At 59.4% G+C, this 20247-nt stretch carries 21 protein-coding genes and 1 other RNA gene; 12 read left to right on the top strand and 10 right to left on the bottom strand.

All coding sequences use genetic code 11. The annotated features are described in order from the left end of the window. Window positions 1-61: 61 nt before the first annotated feature. The 4 genes from EQV96_RS17460 to EQV96_RS17445 all read left to right on the top strand — a co-directional run bounded on the left by EQV96_RS17460 (window position 62) and on the right by EQV96_RS17445 (window position 3230). The gene (locus EQV96_RS17460; protein WP_095000727.1) at window positions 62-982 is read left to right on the top strand and encodes an SPFH domain-containing protein; all 921 of its coding nucleotides are present in this window, start codon (window positions 62-64) and stop codon (window positions 980-982) included. Between the two features lie 3 nt (window positions 983-985). Next, the gene (locus tag EQV96_RS17455; RefSeq protein WP_240882211.1) at window positions 986-1435 is read left to right on the top strand and encodes an NfeD family protein; all 450 of its coding nucleotides are present in this window, start codon (window positions 986-988) and stop codon (window positions 1433-1435) included. 66 nt (window positions 1436-1501) lie between these two features. Next, a complete protein-coding gene (locus EQV96_RS17450; RefSeq protein ID WP_095000725.1) occupies window positions 1502-1816 on the top strand; it encodes a DUF2388 domain-containing protein in 315 nt (104 codons plus the stop codon). Window positions 1817-2087: 271 nt separating this feature from the next. Beyond that, window positions 2088-3230, top strand: coding sequence for a DegT/DnrJ/EryC1/StrS aminotransferase family protein (locus EQV96_RS17445; RefSeq protein ID WP_095000724.1), 1143 nt, complete (start codon window positions 2088-2090; stop codon window positions 3228-3230). Window positions 3231-3308: 78 nt separating this feature from the next. Here EQV96_RS17445 and gcvH read toward each other — a convergent pair whose 3' ends face one another. From gcvH to EQV96_RS17405, 8 genes are all read right to left on the bottom strand, one after another. Beyond that, entirely contained in the window at window positions 3309-3692 is a 384-nt protein-coding gene (gene gcvH / locus EQV96_RS17440; protein WP_095000723.1) for a glycine cleavage system protein GcvH, read from the bottom strand. Between the two features lie 62 nt (window positions 3693-3754). Beyond that, window positions 3755-4837, bottom strand: a complete 1083-nt coding sequence (gene gcvT / locus EQV96_RS17435; protein WP_095000722.1) for a glycine cleavage system aminomethyltransferase GcvT — start codon at window positions 4835-4837, stop codon at window positions 3755-3757. A gap of 153 nt (window positions 4838-4990) precedes the next feature. Beyond that, a complete protein-coding gene (locus EQV96_RS17430; RefSeq protein ID WP_095000721.1) occupies window positions 4991-6607 on the bottom strand; it encodes an iron ABC transporter permease in 1617 nt (538 codons plus the stop codon). A gap of 146 nt (window positions 6608-6753) precedes the next feature. Beyond that, entirely contained in the window at window positions 6754-7755 is a 1002-nt protein-coding gene (locus tag EQV96_RS17425; RefSeq protein ID WP_095000720.1) for an extracellular solute-binding protein, read from the bottom strand. 94 nt (window positions 7756-7849) lie between these two features. After that, a complete protein-coding gene (locus EQV96_RS17420) occupies window positions 7850-9067 on the bottom strand; it encodes a 2-octaprenyl-3-methyl-6-methoxy-1,4-benzoquinol hydroxylase (RefSeq protein WP_240882271.1) in 1218 nt (405 codons plus the stop codon). An 86-nt stretch (window positions 9068-9153) separates the two neighbouring features. Beyond that, complete coding sequence (gene ubiH, locus EQV96_RS17415; protein ID WP_095000718.1) at window positions 9154-10341, bottom strand: 2-octaprenyl-6-methoxyphenyl hydroxylase; 1188 nt, start codon at window positions 10339-10341, stop codon at window positions 9154-9156. Beyond that, window positions 10338-11660: a Xaa-Pro aminopeptidase gene (gene pepP, locus EQV96_RS17410; RefSeq protein ID WP_240882210.1), complete on the bottom strand. Its 1323-nt coding sequence runs from the start codon at window positions 11658-11660 to the stop codon at window positions 10338-10340. The genes ubiH and pepP overlap by 4 nt, the downstream gene beginning before the upstream one ends. Before the next feature lie 29 nt (window positions 11661-11689). Next, complete coding sequence (locus EQV96_RS17405; protein WP_095017790.1) at window positions 11690-12247, bottom strand: YecA family protein; 558 nt, start codon at window positions 12245-12247, stop codon at window positions 11690-11692. Window positions 12248-12381: 134 nt separating this feature from the next. On the opposite strand from EQV96_RS17405, the gene EQV96_RS17400 reads away from it, so the two are divergent. From EQV96_RS17400 to EQV96_RS17385, 4 genes are all read left to right on the top strand, one after another. Beyond that, the gene (locus EQV96_RS17400; RefSeq protein WP_095000715.1) at window positions 12382-12591 is read left to right on the top strand and encodes a TIGR02449 family protein; all 210 of its coding nucleotides are present in this window, start codon (window positions 12382-12384) and stop codon (window positions 12589-12591) included. Further along, window positions 12588-12905 (top strand): cell division protein ZapA, encoded by a 318-nt coding sequence (locus EQV96_RS17395; RefSeq protein ID WP_095000714.1) that lies wholly within the window; start codon window positions 12588-12590, stop codon window positions 12903-12905. Before EQV96_RS17400 ends, EQV96_RS17395 begins: the two co-directional genes overlap by 4 nt. Window positions 12906-12936: 31 nt before the next feature. Next, window positions 12937-13114, top strand: a non-coding RNA gene (ssrS, locus tag EQV96_RS17390) — 6S RNA. 85 nt (window positions 13115-13199) lie between these two features. Next, the gene (locus EQV96_RS17385; RefSeq protein ID WP_095017791.1) at window positions 13200-13805 is read left to right on the top strand and encodes a 5-formyltetrahydrofolate cyclo-ligase; all 606 of its coding nucleotides are present in this window, start codon (window positions 13200-13202) and stop codon (window positions 13803-13805) included. Between the two features lie 43 nt (window positions 13806-13848). On the opposite strand, the gene EQV96_RS17380 is transcribed toward EQV96_RS17385, so the two are convergent. Further along, window positions 13849-13998 carry a hypothetical protein gene (locus EQV96_RS17380; protein WP_095000712.1) on the bottom strand — a complete coding sequence of 50 codons (150 nt, stop codon included), beginning with the start codon at window positions 13996-13998 and terminating at the stop codon, window positions 13849-13851. Window positions 13999-14194: 196 nt separating this feature from the next. Between EQV96_RS17380 and EQV96_RS17375 the strand changes: the two genes are divergently transcribed. The 4 genes from EQV96_RS17375 to EQV96_RS17360 all read left to right on the top strand — a co-directional run bounded on the left by EQV96_RS17375 (window position 14195) and on the right by EQV96_RS17360 (window position 19703). Further along, on the top strand, window positions 14195-14644 hold the full coding sequence (locus EQV96_RS17375) for an EVE domain-containing protein (protein ID WP_095000711.1): 450 nt from the start codon (window positions 14195-14197) through the stop codon (window positions 14642-14644). A gap of 246 nt (window positions 14645-14890) precedes the next feature. Then, a complete protein-coding gene (locus EQV96_RS17370) occupies window positions 14891-15856 on the top strand; it encodes an HlyD family efflux transporter periplasmic adaptor subunit (protein WP_095000710.1) in 966 nt (321 codons plus the stop codon). Then, a complete protein-coding gene (rbbA, locus tag EQV96_RS17365; RefSeq protein ID WP_095025177.1) occupies window positions 15853-18585 on the top strand; it encodes a ribosome-associated ATPase/putative transporter RbbA in 2733 nt (910 codons plus the stop codon). The genes EQV96_RS17370 and rbbA overlap by 4 nt, the downstream gene beginning before the upstream one ends. Beyond that, complete coding sequence (locus tag EQV96_RS17360; RefSeq protein WP_095017793.1) at window positions 18585-19703, top strand: ABC transporter permease; 1119 nt, start codon at window positions 18585-18587, stop codon at window positions 19701-19703. Before rbbA ends, EQV96_RS17360 begins: the two co-directional genes overlap by 1 nt. 129 nt (window positions 19704-19832) lie before the next feature. On the opposite strand, the gene EQV96_RS17355 is transcribed toward EQV96_RS17360, so the two are convergent. After that, window positions 19833-20237, bottom strand: coding sequence for a flagellar basal body-associated protein FliL (locus EQV96_RS17355; protein WP_095000707.1), 405 nt, complete (start codon window positions 20235-20237; stop codon window positions 19833-19835). Window positions 20238-20247: the final 10 nt, after the last annotated feature.

The raw sequence follows: 20247 nt of genomic DNA, 5'->3' as shown, positions 1-20247 counted from the left end.
TTTCTAGATCGCTACGCTTCACGCTCGTTTGTTTCTTACACCTCAAAAACAAGGAATGGTTATGCAAGTGGGTACTGTGATCCTGTTATTTGTCGCCCTGGCCATTGCCGTGCTCTTTATGGGCTTCAAGGTGGTGCCGCAAGGTTATCAATGGACGGTGGAACGCTTCGGGCGATACACCAATACCCTCAAGCCGGGCCTGAACATCATCATCCCGGTGATGGATCGTATCGGACGCAAGATCAACGTCATGGAAAGCGTGCTGGATATCCCCCCACAAGAAGTGATTACCGCCGATAACGCCACGGTACAAATCGATGCCGTGTGTTTCTTCCAGGTGGTCAACACGGCGCAAGCCGCCTATGAGGTCAACAACCTCGAGCATGCCATTCGCAACCTGCTGCAAACCAACATCCGCACCGTGCTGGGTTCCATGGAGCTGGATGCCATGCTCAGCCAGCGTGACGGCATCAACGAAAAACTGTTGCGCACCGTTGATGAAGCAACGGCACCGTGGGGCATCAAAATCACCCGTATCGAGATCAAGGACATCAGCCCGCCGGCCGACCTGATGGCCGCCATGTCCGGGCAAATGAAAGCCGAACGTATCAAGCGTGCGCAAATTCTTGAAGCTGAAGGGCTAAGGGCCGCAGCAATCCTCACCGCCGAAGGCAAAAAACAGGCACAGATCCTCGAAGCCGAAGGGGGCCGCCAGGCAGCGTTCCTCGAAGCCGAAGCCCGCGAACGCCAGGCCGAAGCCGAAGCCCGCGCCACACAAGTGGTGTCGGAAGCCATTGCCTCAGGCAACGTGCAGGCGATCAACTATTTTGTTGCACAAAAATATATCGATGCGCTGGGCAAACTGGCTTCTGCCAACAACAGCAAGGTCATCCTCATGCCGCTGGAAGCCAGCCAGGTGATCGGCGCCGTGGGAGGCATCAGCGAAATCGTCAAAGCCACCTTTGATACCAGGAAGGCCTGATACATGTGGGAGTTTCTGCAAGACCTGAACTTCTGGGACTGGCTGGCTCTTGGCACGGTACTGCTGATTCTGGAGGTATTCGGCTCCGGTGGTTATCTGCTGTGGGTGGGCCTTGCTGCCCTGATTGTGGGCGGCTTGACGTTCCTGGCCCCGGAGCTGCCCTTGACACTGCAATTGCCGCTGTTTGGCGTGCTGGCGATCCTCACGGCGGTATTCTGGTGGCGGCGCCAACGTGGCACTGGGGAGAGTGGCGACCAGCCGAACCTCAACCGCCGCGGTCATGAGCTGATCGGTCGTACTTTTATCGTGCAACAGGCGATTGTCGAAGGGCGGGGCAAAATCAAGGTAGGGGACAGCGTATGGATGGCAGTAGGGCCTGACGCTCCGGTGGGAACATCGGTACGCGTAACCGAACAAAACGGAGCCGTGTTGAGCGTAGAAATTGTGCCGTAAGGTTACGGAACTCCTGCGCACTATTGGCAATCAAATACTATAGCTAATCTATCCGGAGTCACCGTCATGCGTCTCAAATATGCTGTTGCCGCTATCGCCTTGCTGTCCCTGCCTGTTGGTTCGGCCATGGCCGACAGCTTCTGGCGTAATGTGCTGTCTTCCGGCGCAACCACCGGGTCCACTTACCTGACCTTCAAAAAAGACCGCAAAGTCATCGCAGCTCAAGATGACGCCGGCAGTTTTGTCGCCAGTAACGGATCAATTCGTGGCCCGTACCTGGAGTCGGCCATGCAACAAGTGCGCGCCGATAACCCGAACCTGAAAGTCAGCGATATGGACCTGGCTAACGCGATTCTGGTTAAAAACGCCACGGCTGAGTAAACACCTCCATCTGTGGATTCTCTGTTGCAGGTCAAGCCTTATTGTGGGAGCGAACCTGCTCGCGAACGACCTTCGCGAGCAGGCTCGCTCCCACAGTTGCAGTTTTCCTGTAGCAGCTGCCGAAAGCAGCTGCTACGCAATACGGCCCTTGCTCATTCAGCCGCCATACAGAATTTTCACCAGCTGTGAGTGATCCTGCGGGTATGATCTTGAGCGCTATGCTGTTGCTCTTTGGTTACTCAAATTCACTCACATCGGACGTCATGCCTCTATGAGCTCGCTGCCTTTCCTGCCGTTTTCCAAACCCACCATTGATGAAGCCACCATTGCTGCCGTGGGCGACGTGTTGCGCTCGGGCTGGATCACCAGCGGGCCCAAGGTGCAGGCATTCGAAGCACAATTGTCCGAGTATTTTGGCGGGCGCCCGGTGCGCACTTTCAACTCCGGCACTTGCACCATGGAAATCGCTCTGCGCATTGCCGGAATCGGAGCCGGCGATGAAGTCATCACCACGCCTATTTCATGGGTCGCTACTGCCAATGTGATTATCGAAGTCGGTGCCACGCCGGTGTTTGCCGATATCGACCCGGTAACCCGCAATATCGATCTTAACAAGCTCGAAGCAGCCATTACCCCGCGCACCAAGGCCATCATTCCGGTGTACCTGTCGGGCCTGCCAGTGGACATGGACGCGCTCTACGCAATTGCCAAAAAGCATAACCTGCGCGTGGTTGAAGATGCGGCCCAGGCCCTGGGCTCCAGCTGGCAAGGTGAGCGCATTGGCGCACGCGGCGATTTCGTTTCTTTCAGTTTTCAGGCCAACAAGAACATCACCTCATCCGAAGGTGGTTGCCTGGTACTGAACAATGAAGAAGAAGCGCGGCTGGCCGAAAAATACCGCCTGCAAGGCGTTACCCGTACCGGTTTCGACGGCCTGGATGTCGACGTGCTGGGTGGCAAGTTCAATATGACCGACATTGCGGCTGCGATTGGTCTGGGCCAGTTCGCCCATATCGAAACCATCACCGCCCATCGTCGGGCGCTGGCCAAGCATTACTTTGAGTGCTTCGGGTCGGATTTTGAAGCGGAATACGGCGCGCAACTGCCGGTGGCGGATTTCAACAACACCAACTGGCATCTGTTCCAGCTCGTGCTGCCTGAGCGCAAGGATGGTCAACCGGCGCGGGCGACCTTTATGAAAGAAATGCAGGCATTGGGCGTGGGCATCGGTTACCACTACCCGCCAATTCACTTGCTCAGCCTGTACCGCGCGCAGGGCTTTAAAGAAGGGATGTTCCCGGTGGCCGAACGTGTCGGGCGCCTGATCGTATCATTGCCGATGTTTACGGCGATGACCAAGGCCGATGTAGAGCGTTCGGTGGCAGCGGTGAAAGCAGTTCTGCATAACGCCTGACCTCCCTGTGGGAGCGAGCCTGCTCGCGAAGATTGTTCGCGAGCAGGCTCGCTCCCACAGTTGAGAATCTTTTGCTCGTTACTCGCCGATGGCAGCCTTGTAGCCGGCAGCGTCCAGCAGTTTTTCCAGCTCGGCGGTGTTGCTTGGCTTGAGCTTGAAAATCCAGCTGGTGTACGGCTCGCTGTTCAGCGACTCAGGGCTGTCAGCCAGCGCTTCATTGACGGCAATCACTTCGCCCGACACCGGCGAGTAGATGTCGGAAGCGGCTTTTACCGACTCCACAACACCCGCGGTATCGCCAGCAGCGAACACTTTGCCAACTTCAGCCAGCTCAACAAACACCACATCCCCCAAGGCTTCCTGAGCGTGATCGCTGATGCCTACGGTTACCGTGCCATCTGCTTCCAGACGGGCCCACTCGTGACTTTCAGCAAAGCGCAACTCGGCAGGGATCAGGCTCATATTCAGTGTCCTCAAGTATAAATGTCAGCGGCATGCACTCTGTGCACGCCCGCCAGTAAACGTTAGATCAAGGCTTTGCCAAGACGAACAAAAGTCGGTTTGACTACGCGAACCGGGTACCACTTGCCACGAATCTCAACCTCGGCACGGTCAGCCGTTGCCATCGGAACTCGCGCCAGAGCGATCGATTTGCTTAGCGTGGGAGAGAAACTACCACTGGTGATCTCTCCTTCGCCAACATTGGCGATGCGAACCACCTGATGGGCGCGCAAAACACCCCGCTCTTCAAGCACCAAACCCACCAGTTTGAGCTGCACGCCACCGGCCTTTTCGGCCTCCAGCGCTTCGCGCCCCACGAACTTGCGTGAAGCAGGCTCCCAGGCAATGGTCCAGGCCATATTGGCGCAAAGGGGGGACACCGACAGGTGGATATCCTGACCGTAGAGGTTCATGCCGGCTTCCAGACGCAAGGTGTCGCGGGCGCCAAGGCCGATCGGTGAAATACCGGCGCCGACCAGATCGTTGAAAAAAGCCGGGGCCTGATCGGCCGGGAGCACGATTTCAAGGCCGTCTTCGCCGGTGTAGCCGGTGCGGGCAATAAACCAGTCGCCACAGCTCTGCCCTTCAAAGGGCTTGAGCTGCTGGATCAGTTGGGCACGGGCCTGGCTCACCAGTTCGGCGACCTTATGTCGCGCCTGTGGCCCCTGAATGGCCAGCAGGGCCAACTCTGGACGCTCCTGCAGTTGCACGTCATAGCCCTTAAGCTGAGCCTGCATCCAGGCCAGATCCTGATCGCGGGTGGCGGCGTTGACGATCAGCCGATAACCGCCAGGCATCAGGTAGACGATCATGTCGTCGACCACGCCGCCCTGCTCGTTGAGCATGGCGCTGTACAAGGCGCGACCGGGGGTGTTCAGTCGTTCGACATCGTTGGCCAGCAAATACTGCAACCATTGCTTGGCCTGAAGCCCGGTGATGTCGATCACGGTCATATGCGAGACATCAAAAACCCCACAGTCGCGGCGCACCTCATGGTGCTCCTCAACCTGCGAGCCGTAATGCAAAGGCATATCCCAACCGCCAAAATCGACCATCTTCGCGCCTAGGGCGAGATGCAGGTCATACAGAGGCGTACGCTGTCCCATGGGTTTCTCCTTCCGGGCTTGGCGAAGGTGCGGACAGGCTGCGGAGCATTTCAAGCCAAACAAGCGGCTTTTTTACATCACGCAGAAACCTGGCCTGACAGACAGACCGCACCGAATGCCGCGCATTGTAGCCGCATGCAGGAGGACTGACACCTAACCGATGCGATGGGCCGAGCGTCGAATCAAACCGATGACCGGTAACAAACCGACCAGTACCAGGGTCAAGGCCGGCAGCGAAGCCCGCGCCCACTCACCCTCGCTGGTCATCTCGAAGATGCGTACGGCCAGCGTATCCCAGCCAAACGGGCGCATCAGCAAGGTCGCCGGCATCTCCTTGAGCACATCAACAAACACCAGCAGCGCAGCGCTCAAGGTGCCCGGCAGCAGTAATGGCAGATACACCTTGAAAAACAGTCGCGGGCCACTGACGCCCAAACTGCGGGCGGCTTCGGGCAAAGACGGACGAATCCGCGCTAGGCTGTTTTCCAGCGGCCCATAGGCCACGGCAATAAATCGCACCAGATACGCCAGCAACAGGGCCGACAGGCTGCCCAGCAGCAACGGTTTGCCCGCACCGCCCAGCCACCCCGAAACAGGGATCACCAGTTCGCGGTCCAGATAACTGAACGCCAGCATGATCGACACCGCCAGCACCGAACCCGGCAAGGCATAGCCCAGGTTCGCCAGGCTGACCCCGGCACGGATAGCCGGGGTTGGCGCCTGGCGTCGGGCAAAGGCCAGCACCAGCGCCACGCTGACGGTAATCAGCGCCGCCATTGCCCCCAGATACAGGGTATGCACGATCAAACCGACATAACGCTCGTCCAGATCAAAGCGCCCGCGCTGCCAGAACCACACCACCAGTTGCAACATCGGGATCACGAATGCACAGGCAAACACCAGCAGACACCAGCCACTGGCCAGCCATGCCTTGGGCCCGCTCAGGTGGTAAAGGGCAGTGACCCGTGGTCGCTCGTTGCTGGCACGGCTGGCCCCCCTGGCGCGGCGCTCGCCGTAGAGCACCAGCATGACCACCAGCAACAGCAAACTGGCCAGTTGTGCTGCCGTCGACAGACTGAAAAAACCGTACCAGGTCTTGTAAATAGCCGTGGTGAAGGTGTCGAAGTTGAACACCGACACAGCACCGAAATCAGCCAGGGTTTCCATCAAGGCCAGCGCTACGCCGGCACCAATTGCCGGGCGCGCCATCGGCAATGCCACGCGCCAGAATGCCTGCCACGGGCTTTGCCCCAGCACCCGTGCCGCTTCCATCAGGCCTTTGCCCTGGGCCAGAAACGCCGTGCGCGCCAGCAGGTAGACATAGGGGTAGAACACCAGAATCAGCACGGTGATCACCCCCCCGGTTGAGCGCACCCGAGGCAGCCGCAAGCCCATGCCGAACCACTCGCGCAGCAGGGTCTGTATGGGCCCGGCGAAGTCCAGCAAGCCCACAAACACAAACGCCAGCACATAGGCGGGAATCGCAAACGGCAGCATCAACGCCCAGTCCAGCCAGCGCCTGCCAGGGAACTCACAGAGGCTGGTCAACCAGGCCAGGCTTACGCCCAACAGCGTGACGCCGATGCCCACACCGACGATCAGTGTAAGGGTGTTGCCCAGCAGGCGCGGCATCTGCGTGTCCCACAAGTGGCTCCAGATCTGGGCATCAATGCTTTGCCAGGACAGCAGCAACACGCTCAGCGGCAGCAGCACCAGGGCAGCAATGACAAAAACCAGCGGGTACCAGCGACGTTGGGCAGGATGGGCCACGAAAAACTCTCGGAGGTGGATGGGACGACGTGAAAACAAATGTGGGAGCGGGCTTGCTCGCGATGCAAACACCGCAGTTTCCAATGAAACCCCGGCGATGCTATCGCGAGCAAGCCCGCTCCCACAGGTATTACTTCAGATTTTGATCAGTTCCAGCCAGCACGGTCCATCATGCGGATCGCTTCAGCCTGGCGCTTGCCTGCCACTTCAACCGGCAGTGCATCGGCCTTGAAGCTACCCCAGCTCGCCACTTCCGCCGAAGGTGGAACGCTTGGGTTGGCCGGAAATTCCTGGTTTACGCCAGCGAAAATCGATTGGGCTTCAGGGGTGGTCATCCACTCCACCAATGCCTTGGCCGCTTCAGGATGCGGCGCGTACTTGGTCAGGCCAATACCCGACAAGTTGACGTGAACGCCACGATCCGCCTGGTTGGGCCAGAACAGCTTCACCGCCAGATCGGGCTTCTGCTTGTGCAGGCGACCGTAGTAGTAAGTGTTGACGATGCCCACGTCACATTGCCCGGCGTTGATGGCTTCAAGCACGGCGATGTCATCCGAGAACACGTCTGTGGACAGGTTGTTGACCCAGCCCTTGAGGATTTCTTCGGTTTTCTCGGCGCCATTCACTTCGATCATGGTGGCGGTCAGCGACTGGTTGTAAACCTTCTTGGCAGTGCGCAGACACAAGCGACCTTCCCAGTTCTTGTCGGCCAAAGCCTCATAGGTCGACAGTTCTTCTGGTTTAACCCGGTCCGTCGAATAGGCGATAGTCCGTGCGCGCAGGCTCAGACCAGTCCACTCGTGAGAAGAAGAGCGATATTGCGGCGGGATATTTTTGTCGATCACCTCGGAGGTGAACGGTTGCAGGATGCCCATTTGCTCAGCTTGCCAAAGGTTACCGGCATCCACGGTTAGCAACAGATCGGCGGTGGCGTTTTGCCCCTCGGCCTTGATGCGCTGCATCAGCGGCGCTTCCTTGTCGGTGATGAACTTGACCTTGACCCCGGTTTTCGCGGTGTAGGCATCAAATACCGGTTTGATCAGTTCGTCGATACGCGAGGAGTAAACCACCACCTCATCGGCAGCAGAAACACCGCTCGCAAAAACGGTCAGGGCCAGGGCAGTCAGTAGACGCTTGCGTGCCAACATGAGGGGCGGTCTCTCTTAATGCGAATCGGGCGTAAATGGTAGTGAATCACATTTGCCATCTCAACCTAACTCGCCCCGGAGGAGTTACCAGATGTTACGGCCTGGCCAACGGCGGCAGGTCGCCACTCAGGCCCAGTGCCTGACGCACAAACAAGGCCTTGGCCTCGGGCATTTTATCCACCCATTTCAAACCGGTGTTGCGCAACAGGCGGGCGGTCAGGGAGTCGGCCTGGAACAAGCGTTCAAAGCCCTCCATCGCCGCCATCAGCGCCAGGTTGTGGGGCATGCGCCGCAGCTCGAAACGGCTCAGCACACGCACATCCGCCAAACGTTCGCCACGGTCCACCGCGTGCATCAGCACATCGGCCAGCACCGCTGCATCCAGGAAGCCCAGGTTCACGCCCTGCCCGGCCAGCGGGTGGATGGTGTGCGCCGCATCACCGATCAACGCCAGGCCTTCGGCGACATAGCGTTTGGCATGGCGCTGGCGCAGTGGCACGCATACCCGTGGATCGGCACTCAGTACACTGCCAAGACGACCTTCAAAAGCCAACTCCAGCTCACGACTGAACGCTGCGTCATCCAGCGTCATCAGGTATTGGGCTTGTTCGGGGGTGGTCGACCAGACAATCGAGCACCAGTCCTGCTGACCGTCACGCTCGAGCGGCAAGAATGCCAGCGGCCCCTGGTCGGTAAAACGCTGCCAGGCGGTCTGCTGGTGCGGTTCTGCACACCGTACGCTGGTGACGATAGCGTGGTGCTGGTAATCCCACTCACGGGTTTCACAGCCGGTGAGGCGACGTACGGCCGAGTTGGCGCCATCAGCGGCAATCACCAGCGGCGCCCGCAAGGTGCGGCCATCGGCCAGGGTCAGCAGCCAGTCGTCGCCGGAACGGCGCATCTGCTCCAGGCGTGCATTGGCCAGCATTTCAATACAACTGCCCTGCAGGCACTCCAGCAGTGCGTCCTGCACCACACGGTTCTCGACGATATGGCCCAGCACGTCCGCATGCACGCTGGCTGCCGAAAAGTGGATCTGCCCGGTGCCGCTGCCATCCCACACGTGCATATGTGAGTACGGGCTGGCACGGCGGTGGATGATGCCGTCCCAGGCGCCCAGACGCTGCAAAATGCGCTGGCTGGCCGCCGACAGGGCACTGACCCGAGGCTCGAACGGCGCTTCGCTGGCAAACGGCTTGACGCTCAGCGGGCCACCGTCGAGCAGCAGGATTTTCAGCCCGCTGTCCTTGAGCGCCAGCGCCAGTGCGCTTCCGACCATTCCGGCCCCAACAATCAGCAGATCTGCGCGCATTTCCATGCTTTAAGCCTGTCTCGCTAGCGGCGTACGCCGCACCTGAAAAAATGGATCGACACGGGGCAAGCTCGCCCCGGTCGTCATCAACTGTCTGCGCGGGTGCCCAGGCCCATTGCCTGACGGGCAAACCAGCGCTTGGCCGGTGGCAACAGGTCAAGGCCTAGAAGGCCCAGGTTGCGACCAAAGGACACCAGTGGCTGCTCACTGCCAAACACCCGCGTCACCTTGTCGGAGAAGCCGATGGTCAGTTGCTGGTCGAGTTGCTGCGCCTGTTGATAACTCAGCAGGGTGGCGAAATCCCCGGGTTGCTTGTCACTGCCCAACAAGGCATCGGCCAGCGCCCGGGCATCGCGCAGGGACAGGTTGAAACCCTGTCCGGCAATCGGGTGCAGGCTGTGGGCCGCATTGCCCAGCACCGCCAGATGAGGACGTACCTGCTCCTGCGCTTCAATCAGCGTCAAAGGATACAGGTGCCGCGCGCCCACTCGTTTGAGGGTGCCCAGACGATAGCCAAATACGCCCTGCAACTCGCTGAGAAAGCTGCGCTCATCCAGGGCTGCCAGACGCTGCGCGTCCATCCCCAAACGCGTCCACACCAGCGCGCAGCGGTTGTCAGGCAATGGCAGCAGAGCCATCGGGCCTTCTTCTGTAAAACGTTCGAACGCCATGCCAGCATGGGGCTGGCTCGGCGTGATATTGGCTATCAGCGCGCTCTGGTTGTAGGGCTGCTGACGCACATGGATGCCCAGTTTCTCGCGCAAGCCCGAACGCCCGCCATCAGCCAGGACGGCGAGATCGCAGTCCAGCGTGGTTTCGTCGTTGAGGGTCAGGCGATAGCCATCATCCAGCGGTTGCATGTGGATAACTTCAGCCGGGCAACGCCAGCTGATCACGTCCGGGTCCAGGCTTTTCCACAGGCACTGGCCCAGCCAGGCGTTTTCGACCACATACCCCAGCGCCGGAACGCCTTCTTCACTGGACGACAAGCGAGCCGTCGAGAAGCGCCCGCGATCGGATACATGAATATCCTTGATCGGCTCACCGCGTTCAGCAATAGCCTGCCACAGGCCCAAGTGTTCATAGATCAGCCGGGCACCATAGCTGAGCGCCGAAGAGCGGGCATCGTAGCTTGGCTGATAGGCGTTGCCGGGGGCGAACGGCTCGATCAATACGATTTTCCAGCCACGGGCCCTGGCCCCGGCCTGCAACGCCAGCGCCAGGCTCGCCCCCACCAGACCGCCACCGATGATGGCCAGATTGACGCGGCTCATGCCGCGCCTGCCATCAACGCTTCGATCTCGGCGACAGTTTTTGGCACGTCGCCCGTAAGGCTTTCACAGCCATGTTTGGTGACCACTACGTCGTCCTCGATTCGCACGCCGATGCCGCGCCATTTTTTCGCGACATCGAGGTTGCCGGGGCTGATATAGATACCCGGCTCGACGGTCAGGGTCATGCCCGCCTCCAGCACGCGCCACTCACCCTCGACCTTGTATTCACCCACGTCATGCACATCGAGCCCAAGCCAGTGGCCAGCACGGTGCATGTAAAACGGCTTGTAGGCCTCGCTGGCGATCAATTCGTCAACGTCACCCTGCAATAGCCCCAACTCCACCAGCCCGGCGGTAATTACCCGGACTGTGGCTTCATGGGCCTGATTCCAGTGTTTATCAGGGGCAATTTCGGTAAATGCCGCCTCTTGTGCAGCCAGAACCAGCTCGTAGATCGCTTTCTGTTCCGCTGAAAAACGGCCGTTGACCGGGAACGTACGGCTTATATCGCTGGCGTAGCAGTCGATCTCGCAGCCAGCATCAATCAACACCAGATCGCCGCTTTTGAGCAGTGCATCATTCTCCTGGTAATGCAGGATGCAGCTGTTATCGCCAGAGGCGACGATCGAGCCATAGGCTGGCATTTTTGCCCCACTTTTACGAAATTCGTAATCCAGCTCTGCCTCCAGGCTGTACTCATGCAAACCGGCGCGGCTGGCCTGCATTGCACGCACATGGGCGCGAGCCGAAATTTGCGCCGCATGGCGCATGACCTTGAGCTCTGCCGCCGATTTATACAGGCGCATGTCATGCAGCAGATGATCCAGAGCAACGAATTCGTTGGGCGGCTGGGCGCCGAGGCTGGCCTTGGAGCGAATCGCGTTGATCCACTCCATCAGATTGCGATCGAATTCGGGATTGCCGCCCATCGCCGAATACACCCGGCTGCGGCCTTCGATCAGGCCCGGCAGGATGTCGTCGATATCGGTAATCGGGAACGCGTCGTCAGCAGCGAAGTCGCGAATTGCGCCTTCCTGCCCGGCCCGCAGGCCGTCCCACAATTCACGCTCGGCGTTGCGCTCGCGACAAAACAGCACGTACTCGCCATGTGCCCGGCCCGGAATCAGGACGATCACGGCCGCAGGCTCGGGAAAGCCGCTCAGGTACTGGAAATTGCTGTCCTGGCGGTAAACATGTTCGACATCGCGATTGCGAATGGCCACCGCCGCAGCGGGCAGGATCGCAATGCTGTTGGGCTCCATCTGCGCCATGAGTGCCTTGCGGCGACGTGCGTATTCCGATTTCGGGATATGGATCATGGGCAGACGGTTTCCCTCTTGTCGATCAATCAGTGCAGCGAAGGCTTGGCTGGCGCGGCGTCAGCAGTTTTTTTGGTTTCGGTGAACAGCAACAGCGGCGCGACGCGCAGGTATTCCATCACTTCCATATAGTCGCTTTCGCCGTCTTCAGACTCTTCCAGGGCATCTTGCACCTGAGCGATGGCGGCCAGGTCGCGCAGCACTTCGTTGGCTTCATCGCTCAGCGAATAGGCGCGGCGGGTCAGACCGAAACCGGACAGGAAACCCTGGCACCACTGGCCCAGGGCAGCAGCGCGCTCGGTCAATGGTGCGTCGTCGGTCGGCAGCAACAGCACGACGGTCATGTCGTCACTGGTCAGCTCGCCCTTGACCATCTCTTGCAATCCGATCAAGGCATTGCGTACGTTGTCTTGTGGCTCACCAGCCAACAGTTCGGCAGCTTCGACCAGCCAGGCGTCGGCATCGAAACCGGCACCGGCACAGCTGCGACCCAGCAGGTGGCCATGCAGTTCGGCAGGCGAGACGGAGTGGCCGTTGGCGGTCAGCAGGGTTACAAAGGCTTGATACGGGGAATTCTGAATAGGCATGGTCAGCTAGGCGCCAAGCGGCGCTATGTCTAGAATGGAGGGCTTGTATCCTAGCATCGGCAGCCGTGCCAGACCATCGAGGCGTCAACTCGTTTGACAGTCACCGCCCATCAGAAAATACACAGTAGGACACAATGGAAGACACCGACCTGCATGCACTGATGGCTAGACTCGAGTTGCTGATTAGCCGAGTCGAGCAACTTAACCGTCAAAACGCACTCTTAACTGCTCAGGAAAAGACTTGGCGCGAGGAACGCGCGCACCTCATTGAAAAAAACGAAATCGCCAGAAACAAGGTGGAATCGATGATTTCGCGCCTCAAAGCCCTGGAGCAAGACTCATGAGTTCAAGCAGTAGCGTCACCGTGCACATCCTCGATAAAGAGTATTCGATCATGTGCCCCCAGGAAGAACGCAGCAACCTGGTGAGCGCCGCCCGCTACCTGGACGGCAAAATGCGCGAAATTCGCAGCAGCGGCAAAGTCATTGGCGCCGACCGTATCGCCGTAATGGCTGCGCTGAATATTACCCATGATCTGCTGCACAAGCAGGAAGTCGCCGAAGTTCAGACCAGCAGCACTACCCGAGAACAGGTACGCGACCTGCTCGATCGCGTTGATCTGGTGCTGGCCACTGATCCGAACGAACGCCAAAGCTGATTCAAATCGTTACTTTGGGGTATACTCGCGCCACTCCCTGGAGTATTCGCCAGTTAGCGATGTCCCTGAGCCGATTCGCACTACCCTGGAGCTTGCACGTTGGGCCGGTGTGCATGTCCGCTAGACGGAAAGCCTTAAGGTCTACTGCAACTTCCACCTTGAACTTTCGGGTTCAAGGGCCAAGCCGACAGCGGTACGTCGGGGAGCCTGATTTCCTAGCGCAATGCCAGCCAACTGCTGGCATTGGCTTGCACGAGCCACCACCCGGTGTCTCGATCCTGAACAGCACGCCATATGAACGAACCTGCGCCGCCTTCCCGCCCGCAACTTCGCCGAATCCTGCGCAAAGCCCGCCGCGACCTGTCGCCCTGCGAGCAACGCCAGGCAGCCCGTGGCCTGTACCGGCAACTGGCGCAACACCCGCTGTTTCGCCGCGCCAAACACATTTCGCTGTACCTGCCCACTGACGGTGAAATCGATCCGCGCCTGCTGCTGCGCGAAGCTCAGCGTCGGGGCAAAATCACCTACCTGCCGGTTCTCAGTGCCTGGCCGAAAACTAAAATGGTCTTTCAGCGGGTCGCCCCCGGCGAAAAGCTGATCCCCAACCGTTTCCGCATTCTTGAACCCCGTATCAACCGCGCACGCCAACGCAAGGTCTGGGCGCTGGACCTGGTGCTGCTACCACTGGTGGGGTTTGATGCGACGGGGGGACGGCTGGGCATGGGCGGCGGTTTTTATGACCGCAGCCTGGCCTATCAGGCAAGACGCCAAAGCTGGCGCAAGCCGACACTGTTGGGGCTGGCCCACGAATGTCAGAAAGTGGCGTGCCTGGACCAAGCCAGTTGGGATGTCCCTTTGCAGGGCACGGTCTCGGACAGACAGTGGTACGTCGCCCACTGACAATCAAGGCATCACTGACAAAGCGATGCCCAGGAATCAGTTTTTAGCGTTTGAAGGGTTGTACTTGCTGTTGCGCCAGCTCAATCGGCGCGTCTGTCGAGTTTGACCAGAGACTTTGCGCGTAGCCTGTTGTAACCACACCCAAACCGAACAAAATAACCAGCATCCACAGTAAATCCGGTTTGCGTTTCATCGATTGCCCTCCTTCAGGCAAATCAACACGATGACAGCAACGGTTTTTGTTATAGGCCGTGCAGCAGCGTCAAGCTTAAAAGGCGGGCATTTTGCGGCAACACGCACACGCAAGCAAACGCTGACGTCAACCGACTGTCGGTTTAGCAAAATGTTGCCGGACAAAATAATCACAGCATGTTTCTGGAGTATAGAAGATGGCTTATTGGCTGATGAAATCCGAGCCTGACGAATTTTCGATCAAGGATTTGCAAAAGCTCGGCGAAGCTCGCTGGGACGGTGTGCGCAACTATCAGGCGCGCAATTTCATGCGAGCCATGGCGGTGGGTGACCTGTTCTTTTTCTACCACTCCAGTTGCCCCGAGCCAGGGATTGCCGGAGTAGGCCGAATCGTCCAGGCCGCTTATCCGGACCCGACGGCCCTGGACCCTGAAAGTCATTACTTCGACCCCAAGGCCAGCGTCGAGAAAAACCCGTGGAGCGCACTGCAGGTCGCCCATGAGCAGACCTTTCCCCGGGTGATCAAACTCGACTACCTCAAACAGCAAAGCGCCCTGGCCGAAATGCCGCTGGTGCAAAAAGGCAGCCGCCTCTCGGTGATGCCCGTAACGGGTGAGCAATGGGCTGTGGTGATGGGGTTGCTGTAAAGCGAATCGCTGTGGGAGAGGGCTTGGTGTGGGAGCGGGCTTGCTCTCGATTCAGACGGTGTGGTTTATAAGGTGATCCGCAGCGATCCCATCGCGAGCAAGCCCGCTCCTACAACACTCCGGCTCTGCACCTGACAAGCAGCATCCGATTTTAGCGTCTACGCTCTGGACTTCCTTTGACTGGCATCAAGTCGCAATCGGCTTGAAACCGTCAAACTAGAGCGCTCTGTGACACAGGATGTCGGCATGTCTAGCAATCACCGTATTTCCCATTATTTCGTTATCCCTTTGGCTGTCTTGCTGATCGCAGCAGGCGGGTTCGGTTATTGGAAATCCCAGCACGACCGCCTCCCCGAAGGCATCAGCATGGGCAACGGCCGCCTCGAAGCCACAGAAGTGCAAATCGCAGCAAAAATCCCCGGGCGTCTGGCTGAAGTGCTGGTTGACGAAGGCGACCGGGTAACCCAGGGCCAACTGCTGGCCCGCATGGACACCCGCACCCTGGAAGCCAGTCGTGCGCAAGCTGAAGCCGAAGTGCTGCGCGCCCGCCAGACCCTGGCCGCCAACGAAGCCAACGTGCAACTGCGCCAGAGCGAAAAACTGCTGGCCAGCCAGGAACTCAAGCGCTTTCGCCAACTGTCCCAGCGCGGTTTTGCCAGCGGTCAGCAACTGGATCAGCAACAAGCCCGATTCGACACCAGCAACGCAGCAGTAGTCGCCGCCCAGGCCCAGGTAGCGGCTGCCAAGGCCGCGATTGGTTCATCCCAGGCTCAGGTCGCACAGCTGACCAGCGAAATTGACGACAGCAGCCTGCGCGCACCGATCAACGGCGTGATCCAGCTGCGCCTGGCCGAACCTGGCGAAGTCCTCGGCTCGGGCGGCCGGGTATTTATGATGATCGACCCCGGCGACCAGTACATGAACCTGTACATGCCCGCTTCGGTGGTCGGCAAATTGACTGTGGGTTCTGAGGCACGCATCGTGCTCGACGCCCTGCCAGACCGGGCGCTGCCGGCCAAAATCACTTTTGTCGCAGCCAAATCCCAGTTCACCCCCAAAGAAGTTGAAACCCGCGACGAGCGACAAAAACTGGTATTCCGGGTAAAGCTGCGCCTCACCGACCCGGGTGCCGTGCCCCAGGCCAAACCGGGCATGCCGGGTGCCGGTTATGTGCGAACCGCCGATGTACCATGGCCGGCTAATCTGCAATGAATGATCTGGCGCTAAACGCCAGTGGCATCAGCCACAGGTACGGCAGCCAGCAGGCGCTGCTGGACATCACGTTCAGCCTGCCCAAAGGCACGCGCTGCGGGTTGATCGGCCCTGATGGTGCGGGCAAGTCGAGCCTGCTGGGGCTGATTGCCGGGGTCAAGAAGCTCCAGGAGGGCACCCTTGAGGTGCTCGGCGGCCCGATTGATAACCGCCGGCATCGCAACACCCTGTACCCGCTGATCGCGTTTATGCCCCAGGGCCTGGGTGGCAACCTTTACCCGGAACTGTCGATCAGCGAAAACATCCGCTTTTTCGGCACCCTGTTTGGCCTGTCGAAAGACGACTGCGAGCAACGCATGGCCGAACTGCTCAAGGCCACCGACCTTGAGCGTTTTGCCGAGCGCCCGGCGGGCAAGCTCTCGGGCGGCATGAAACAAAAACTTGGGCTGTGCTGCGCATTGATTCACGAGCCCGACCTGCTGATCCTCGACGAGCCCACCACAGGTGTCGACCCGCTGTCACGCCGACGCTTCTGGGAGCTGGTGGAAGATGTGCGCCGCCAGCGCCCGCAACTGACGCTGCTGGTGGCGACGGCCTACATGGAAGAGGCCGAGCAGTTCGAACACTGCCTGATGCTTGATCGCGGCAAGTTGATTGCCACCGGTCTGAGCCAGGAACTGGCGGCAGTCACCACAACCGGCAAGCTCGACGAGGCCTTCACCCACTATCAGGGTGACAGCGGCCACAGCAGCGAGCCACTGGTGATTCCACCGCGCACCAGCGACAACAGTGATATCGCCATTGAAGCCCACGACCTGACCCTGAAATTCGGCGATTTCACCGCAGTGAACAACGTCAGCTTTGCCATTGGCCGGGGCGAAATTTTTGGCTTTTTGGGCTCTAACGGTTGCGGCAAAACCACCACCATGAAGGTCCTCACCGGGTTGATGCCGGCCACCGAAGGCAGCGCCAAATTGCTGGGCAACCCGGTGAACGCCAAGGATCTGGCCACCCGCAAGCGCGTGGGTTTCATGTCGCAAAGCTTCTCGCTGTACGGCGAGTTGAGCGTGCGCCAAAACCTGGTGCTGCACGCACAACTGTTTGACTTGCCCAAGGCCGAAAGCGAGCCGCGTATCGAAGAATTGATCGAGCGTTTCGATCTCGGCGACGTGGCCACACAACAGTCCGGCGAGTTGCCCCTGGGTTTGCGCCAGCGCCTGTCTCTGGCGGTGGCTGTGCTGCATCGCCCGGAAGTGTTGATCCTCGATGAGCCCACTTCCGGCGTGGACCCGGCCGCCCGCGATGATTTCTGGCGCTTGCTGATCGAGTTGTCCCGCGAGCAAGGGGTGACCATCTTCCTGTCCACACACTTTATGAACGAAGCCCAGCGCTGCGACCGTATCTCGTTGATGCACGCCGGCAAGGTGCTGGCCTGCGACACGCCCGATGCGCTACAACACCAGTTCCACGGCGATACGCTGGAAGCGGCGTTTGTCACCTGCCTGGAACAGGCCCAGAACGACCAGGACGCCAGCGCGGCCTCTTCTCCCGAGCCTGTCGCCACGCCTGCGGTCAATTCGCCGCCACCGGTCAGCAAAAGGGGTTTCAGCCTGACCCGGCTGATTGCCGTGGCCAGTCGCGAATCCAAAGAGTTGCTGCGCGACAAGGTGCGCATGGCCTTTGCCTTGCTGGGCGCGCTGTTCATGATGGTGATTTTTGGCTACGGCATTTCGCTGGACGTGGAAAACCTCGCCTTCGCCGTCTACGACCAGGATCAGAGCCCGCAAAGCCGTGCCTATCTTGAGGCATTCCGTGGCTCGCGGTATTTCGAAGAACACACGCCGATCCGCAGTGCAGATGAGTTGCACAAACGCCTGCAACGCTCGGAAATAAAAATTGCCCTGGAAATCCCCCCGGGGTTTGGCCGGGATTTGTATGCCGGGCGCCAGCCTACGGTTGCCGCATGGCTTGATGGCGGCATGCCATTTCGCGCCGAAACCAGCCGCAGTTATGTGCAGGCCGTGCATCAGGCCAACCTGGAACAATTGGCCACATTGAGTAGCCAGGCACAAAACCGGCAAGCCTCAGTCAAACTGGAAACCCGTTTCCGCTACAACCAGGATGTGATCAGCGTCAATGCCATCGGCCCCGGCGTGATGGCGCTAATCCTGGCGTTTATCCCGGCCATGCTGACCGCGCTGGGCATTGTGCGAGAAAAAGAGCTGGGCTCCATCACCAACTTCTACGCCACACCCCTGACACGCCTTGAATTCCTGCTGGGCAAACAGGCGCCTTATCTGGCGGTGAGCCTGGTCAACCTGGCGCTGCTGGTGGCCATGAACCGCTGGCTGTTTGGCGTACCGTTCAAGGGCAGCGGCTTGACCCTGGCGCTGGGCGGGCTGCTGTATGTACTGTCGACCACCAGCATGGGCCTGCTGATTTCCGCCTTCACCCGCACCCAGATCGCCGCGATCCTGGGCACCATGATCATCACCAGCCTGCCGACCATTCAGTTTTCCGGGTTGCTGGTGCCGCGCTCCTCACTCGAAGGAGCCTCGGCGGTAATGGGCATGCTGTTCCCGGCCGGGCATTTCCTTGATATCGCAGTAGGCACCTTCACCAAAGCGCTCGACCTGCGCCAACTGTGGCCGCAATGCCTGGCATTGTTCGGCTTTTTTGTGGCGTTTACCGGGTTGAGCCTGATCATGCTCAAGAAGCAGGAGGTTTGATGCACAAGTTCTCGCACATCCTGCGCCTTGGCCTTAAAGAACTGACCAGCCTGCGCCATGACAGCGTGCTGCTGATGTTCTTGCTCTATGCCTTTACCGTGGCGATTTATATGCCAGCATCGAGCTCGATCATCGGCGTGCACAACGCCAGCGTTGCCATCATTGATGAAGACCATAGCCCTCTGTCACGCAAGCTCAGTGAGTCGCTGCTGCCCCCGGAGTTCAAAACCCCACAAGCCTTGCCTTATGACCAGCTCGATCAGGCCATGGATAACGGCCAATACACCTTTGTGATCAATGTACCGGCCAACTTCCAGGCCGACTTGCTGGCAGGCCGCCAACCCGGCCTGCAGGTCAACGTCGATGCCACCGCCATGAGTCAGGCCTTTATGGGCGCAGGGTATATCGGGCAGATTTTCCAGCGTGAGCTGCTCAACTATGCCGGCCAGGGTGACGCAGCGGCGAAAGCCCCGGCCTTGATCTCCAGCCGGGCATTGTTCAACGCCAATCTGGAAGGCGGATGGTTTTTGGCGGTGATACAGATCGTTAACAACATTACCATCCTGGCCATTGTGCTGACGGGCACCGCGTTGCTGCGCGAGCGCGAACACGGCACCCTCGACCATTTGCTGGTACTGCCGCTGACGGCGCTGGAAATCATGCTGGCAAAAATCTGGAGCAACATGCTGGTGGTGGTGCTGTGCACCTGGGTGTCGCTGGAAGTCATCGTGAAATGGGCGCTGGGCGTGCCACTGTCGGGGTCGCTGACCCTGTTTTTGCTGGTTACCGCGCTGTACCTGTTTGCCAGTACCGCACTGGGGATATTCCTTGCGACCCTGGCCCGCTCAACACCGCAGTTCGGTTTGCTGGCCATCCCGGTGATCATCCCGATGCTCTTGCTCTCGGGCGGCAGTACGCCGCTGGACAGCATGCCTGTGTGGTTGCAATGGGTGATGCAGTGCTCGCCGTCGACCCACTTTGTAAGCCTGAGCGCGGCGATACTGTTTCGCGGTGCGGGGGTGAACGTAGTGTGGCCGGACTTGATGGCCCTGGCCGGCATCGGCCTGGTGTTCTTCGCCATTGCCCTGGCGCGGTTTCGCAAGAGTCTGGCGTCGTAACCACGGGCACGGGTTATGTGGGAGCGGGCTTGCTCGCGACAGCTTCACCTCGACGTATCTGAAGTACCGAGGCGCTTGCATCGCGAGCAGGCCTGCTCCCACACAAAAGCCAAGCCCGTAGCTGCGCCTTTACTGAACGATCAAATTGTTGAACAACAGATCGTCCACCATCGGCTTGCCGGTTTCATCGCTCATCACCTGCCGGATCTGCTTCAAGGCTTCCTGGCGCAGCTTCTCCTTGGCCTCGACACTGCCCAGGGTTTCGCTGGTCTGCTGGGTAAACAACCCCACCAGTTGATTACGAATCAATGGGTCATTGGCTTTGACCGCCCTGGCTGCATCGGCACCCGTCACGCGCAAGGAAATATCAGCCTTGTACACCTTGAGCCTTGAACTGCCATCCAGACCGTAGTTACCCACAAATGGCGGGCTCAGACTGATGTAGCTGACCTTGTCGCCACCTTCCTGCGCCTCTTCCCCGACCGCCGCCATCGGCAAAGCCAGGGCCAGCATCAACATGATCCACGCTTTCACAATTCGCTCC

The sequence above is a fragment of the Pseudomonas sp. TMW22080 genome (genome assembly GCF_022496745.1).
GTDB lineage: Bacteria > Pseudomonadota > Gammaproteobacteria > Pseudomonadales > Pseudomonadaceae > Aquipseudomonas > Aquipseudomonas bubulae.
Note: the sequence above shows the minus strand (reverse complement) of the source record. Positions and strands in the feature narration are given on the sequence as shown.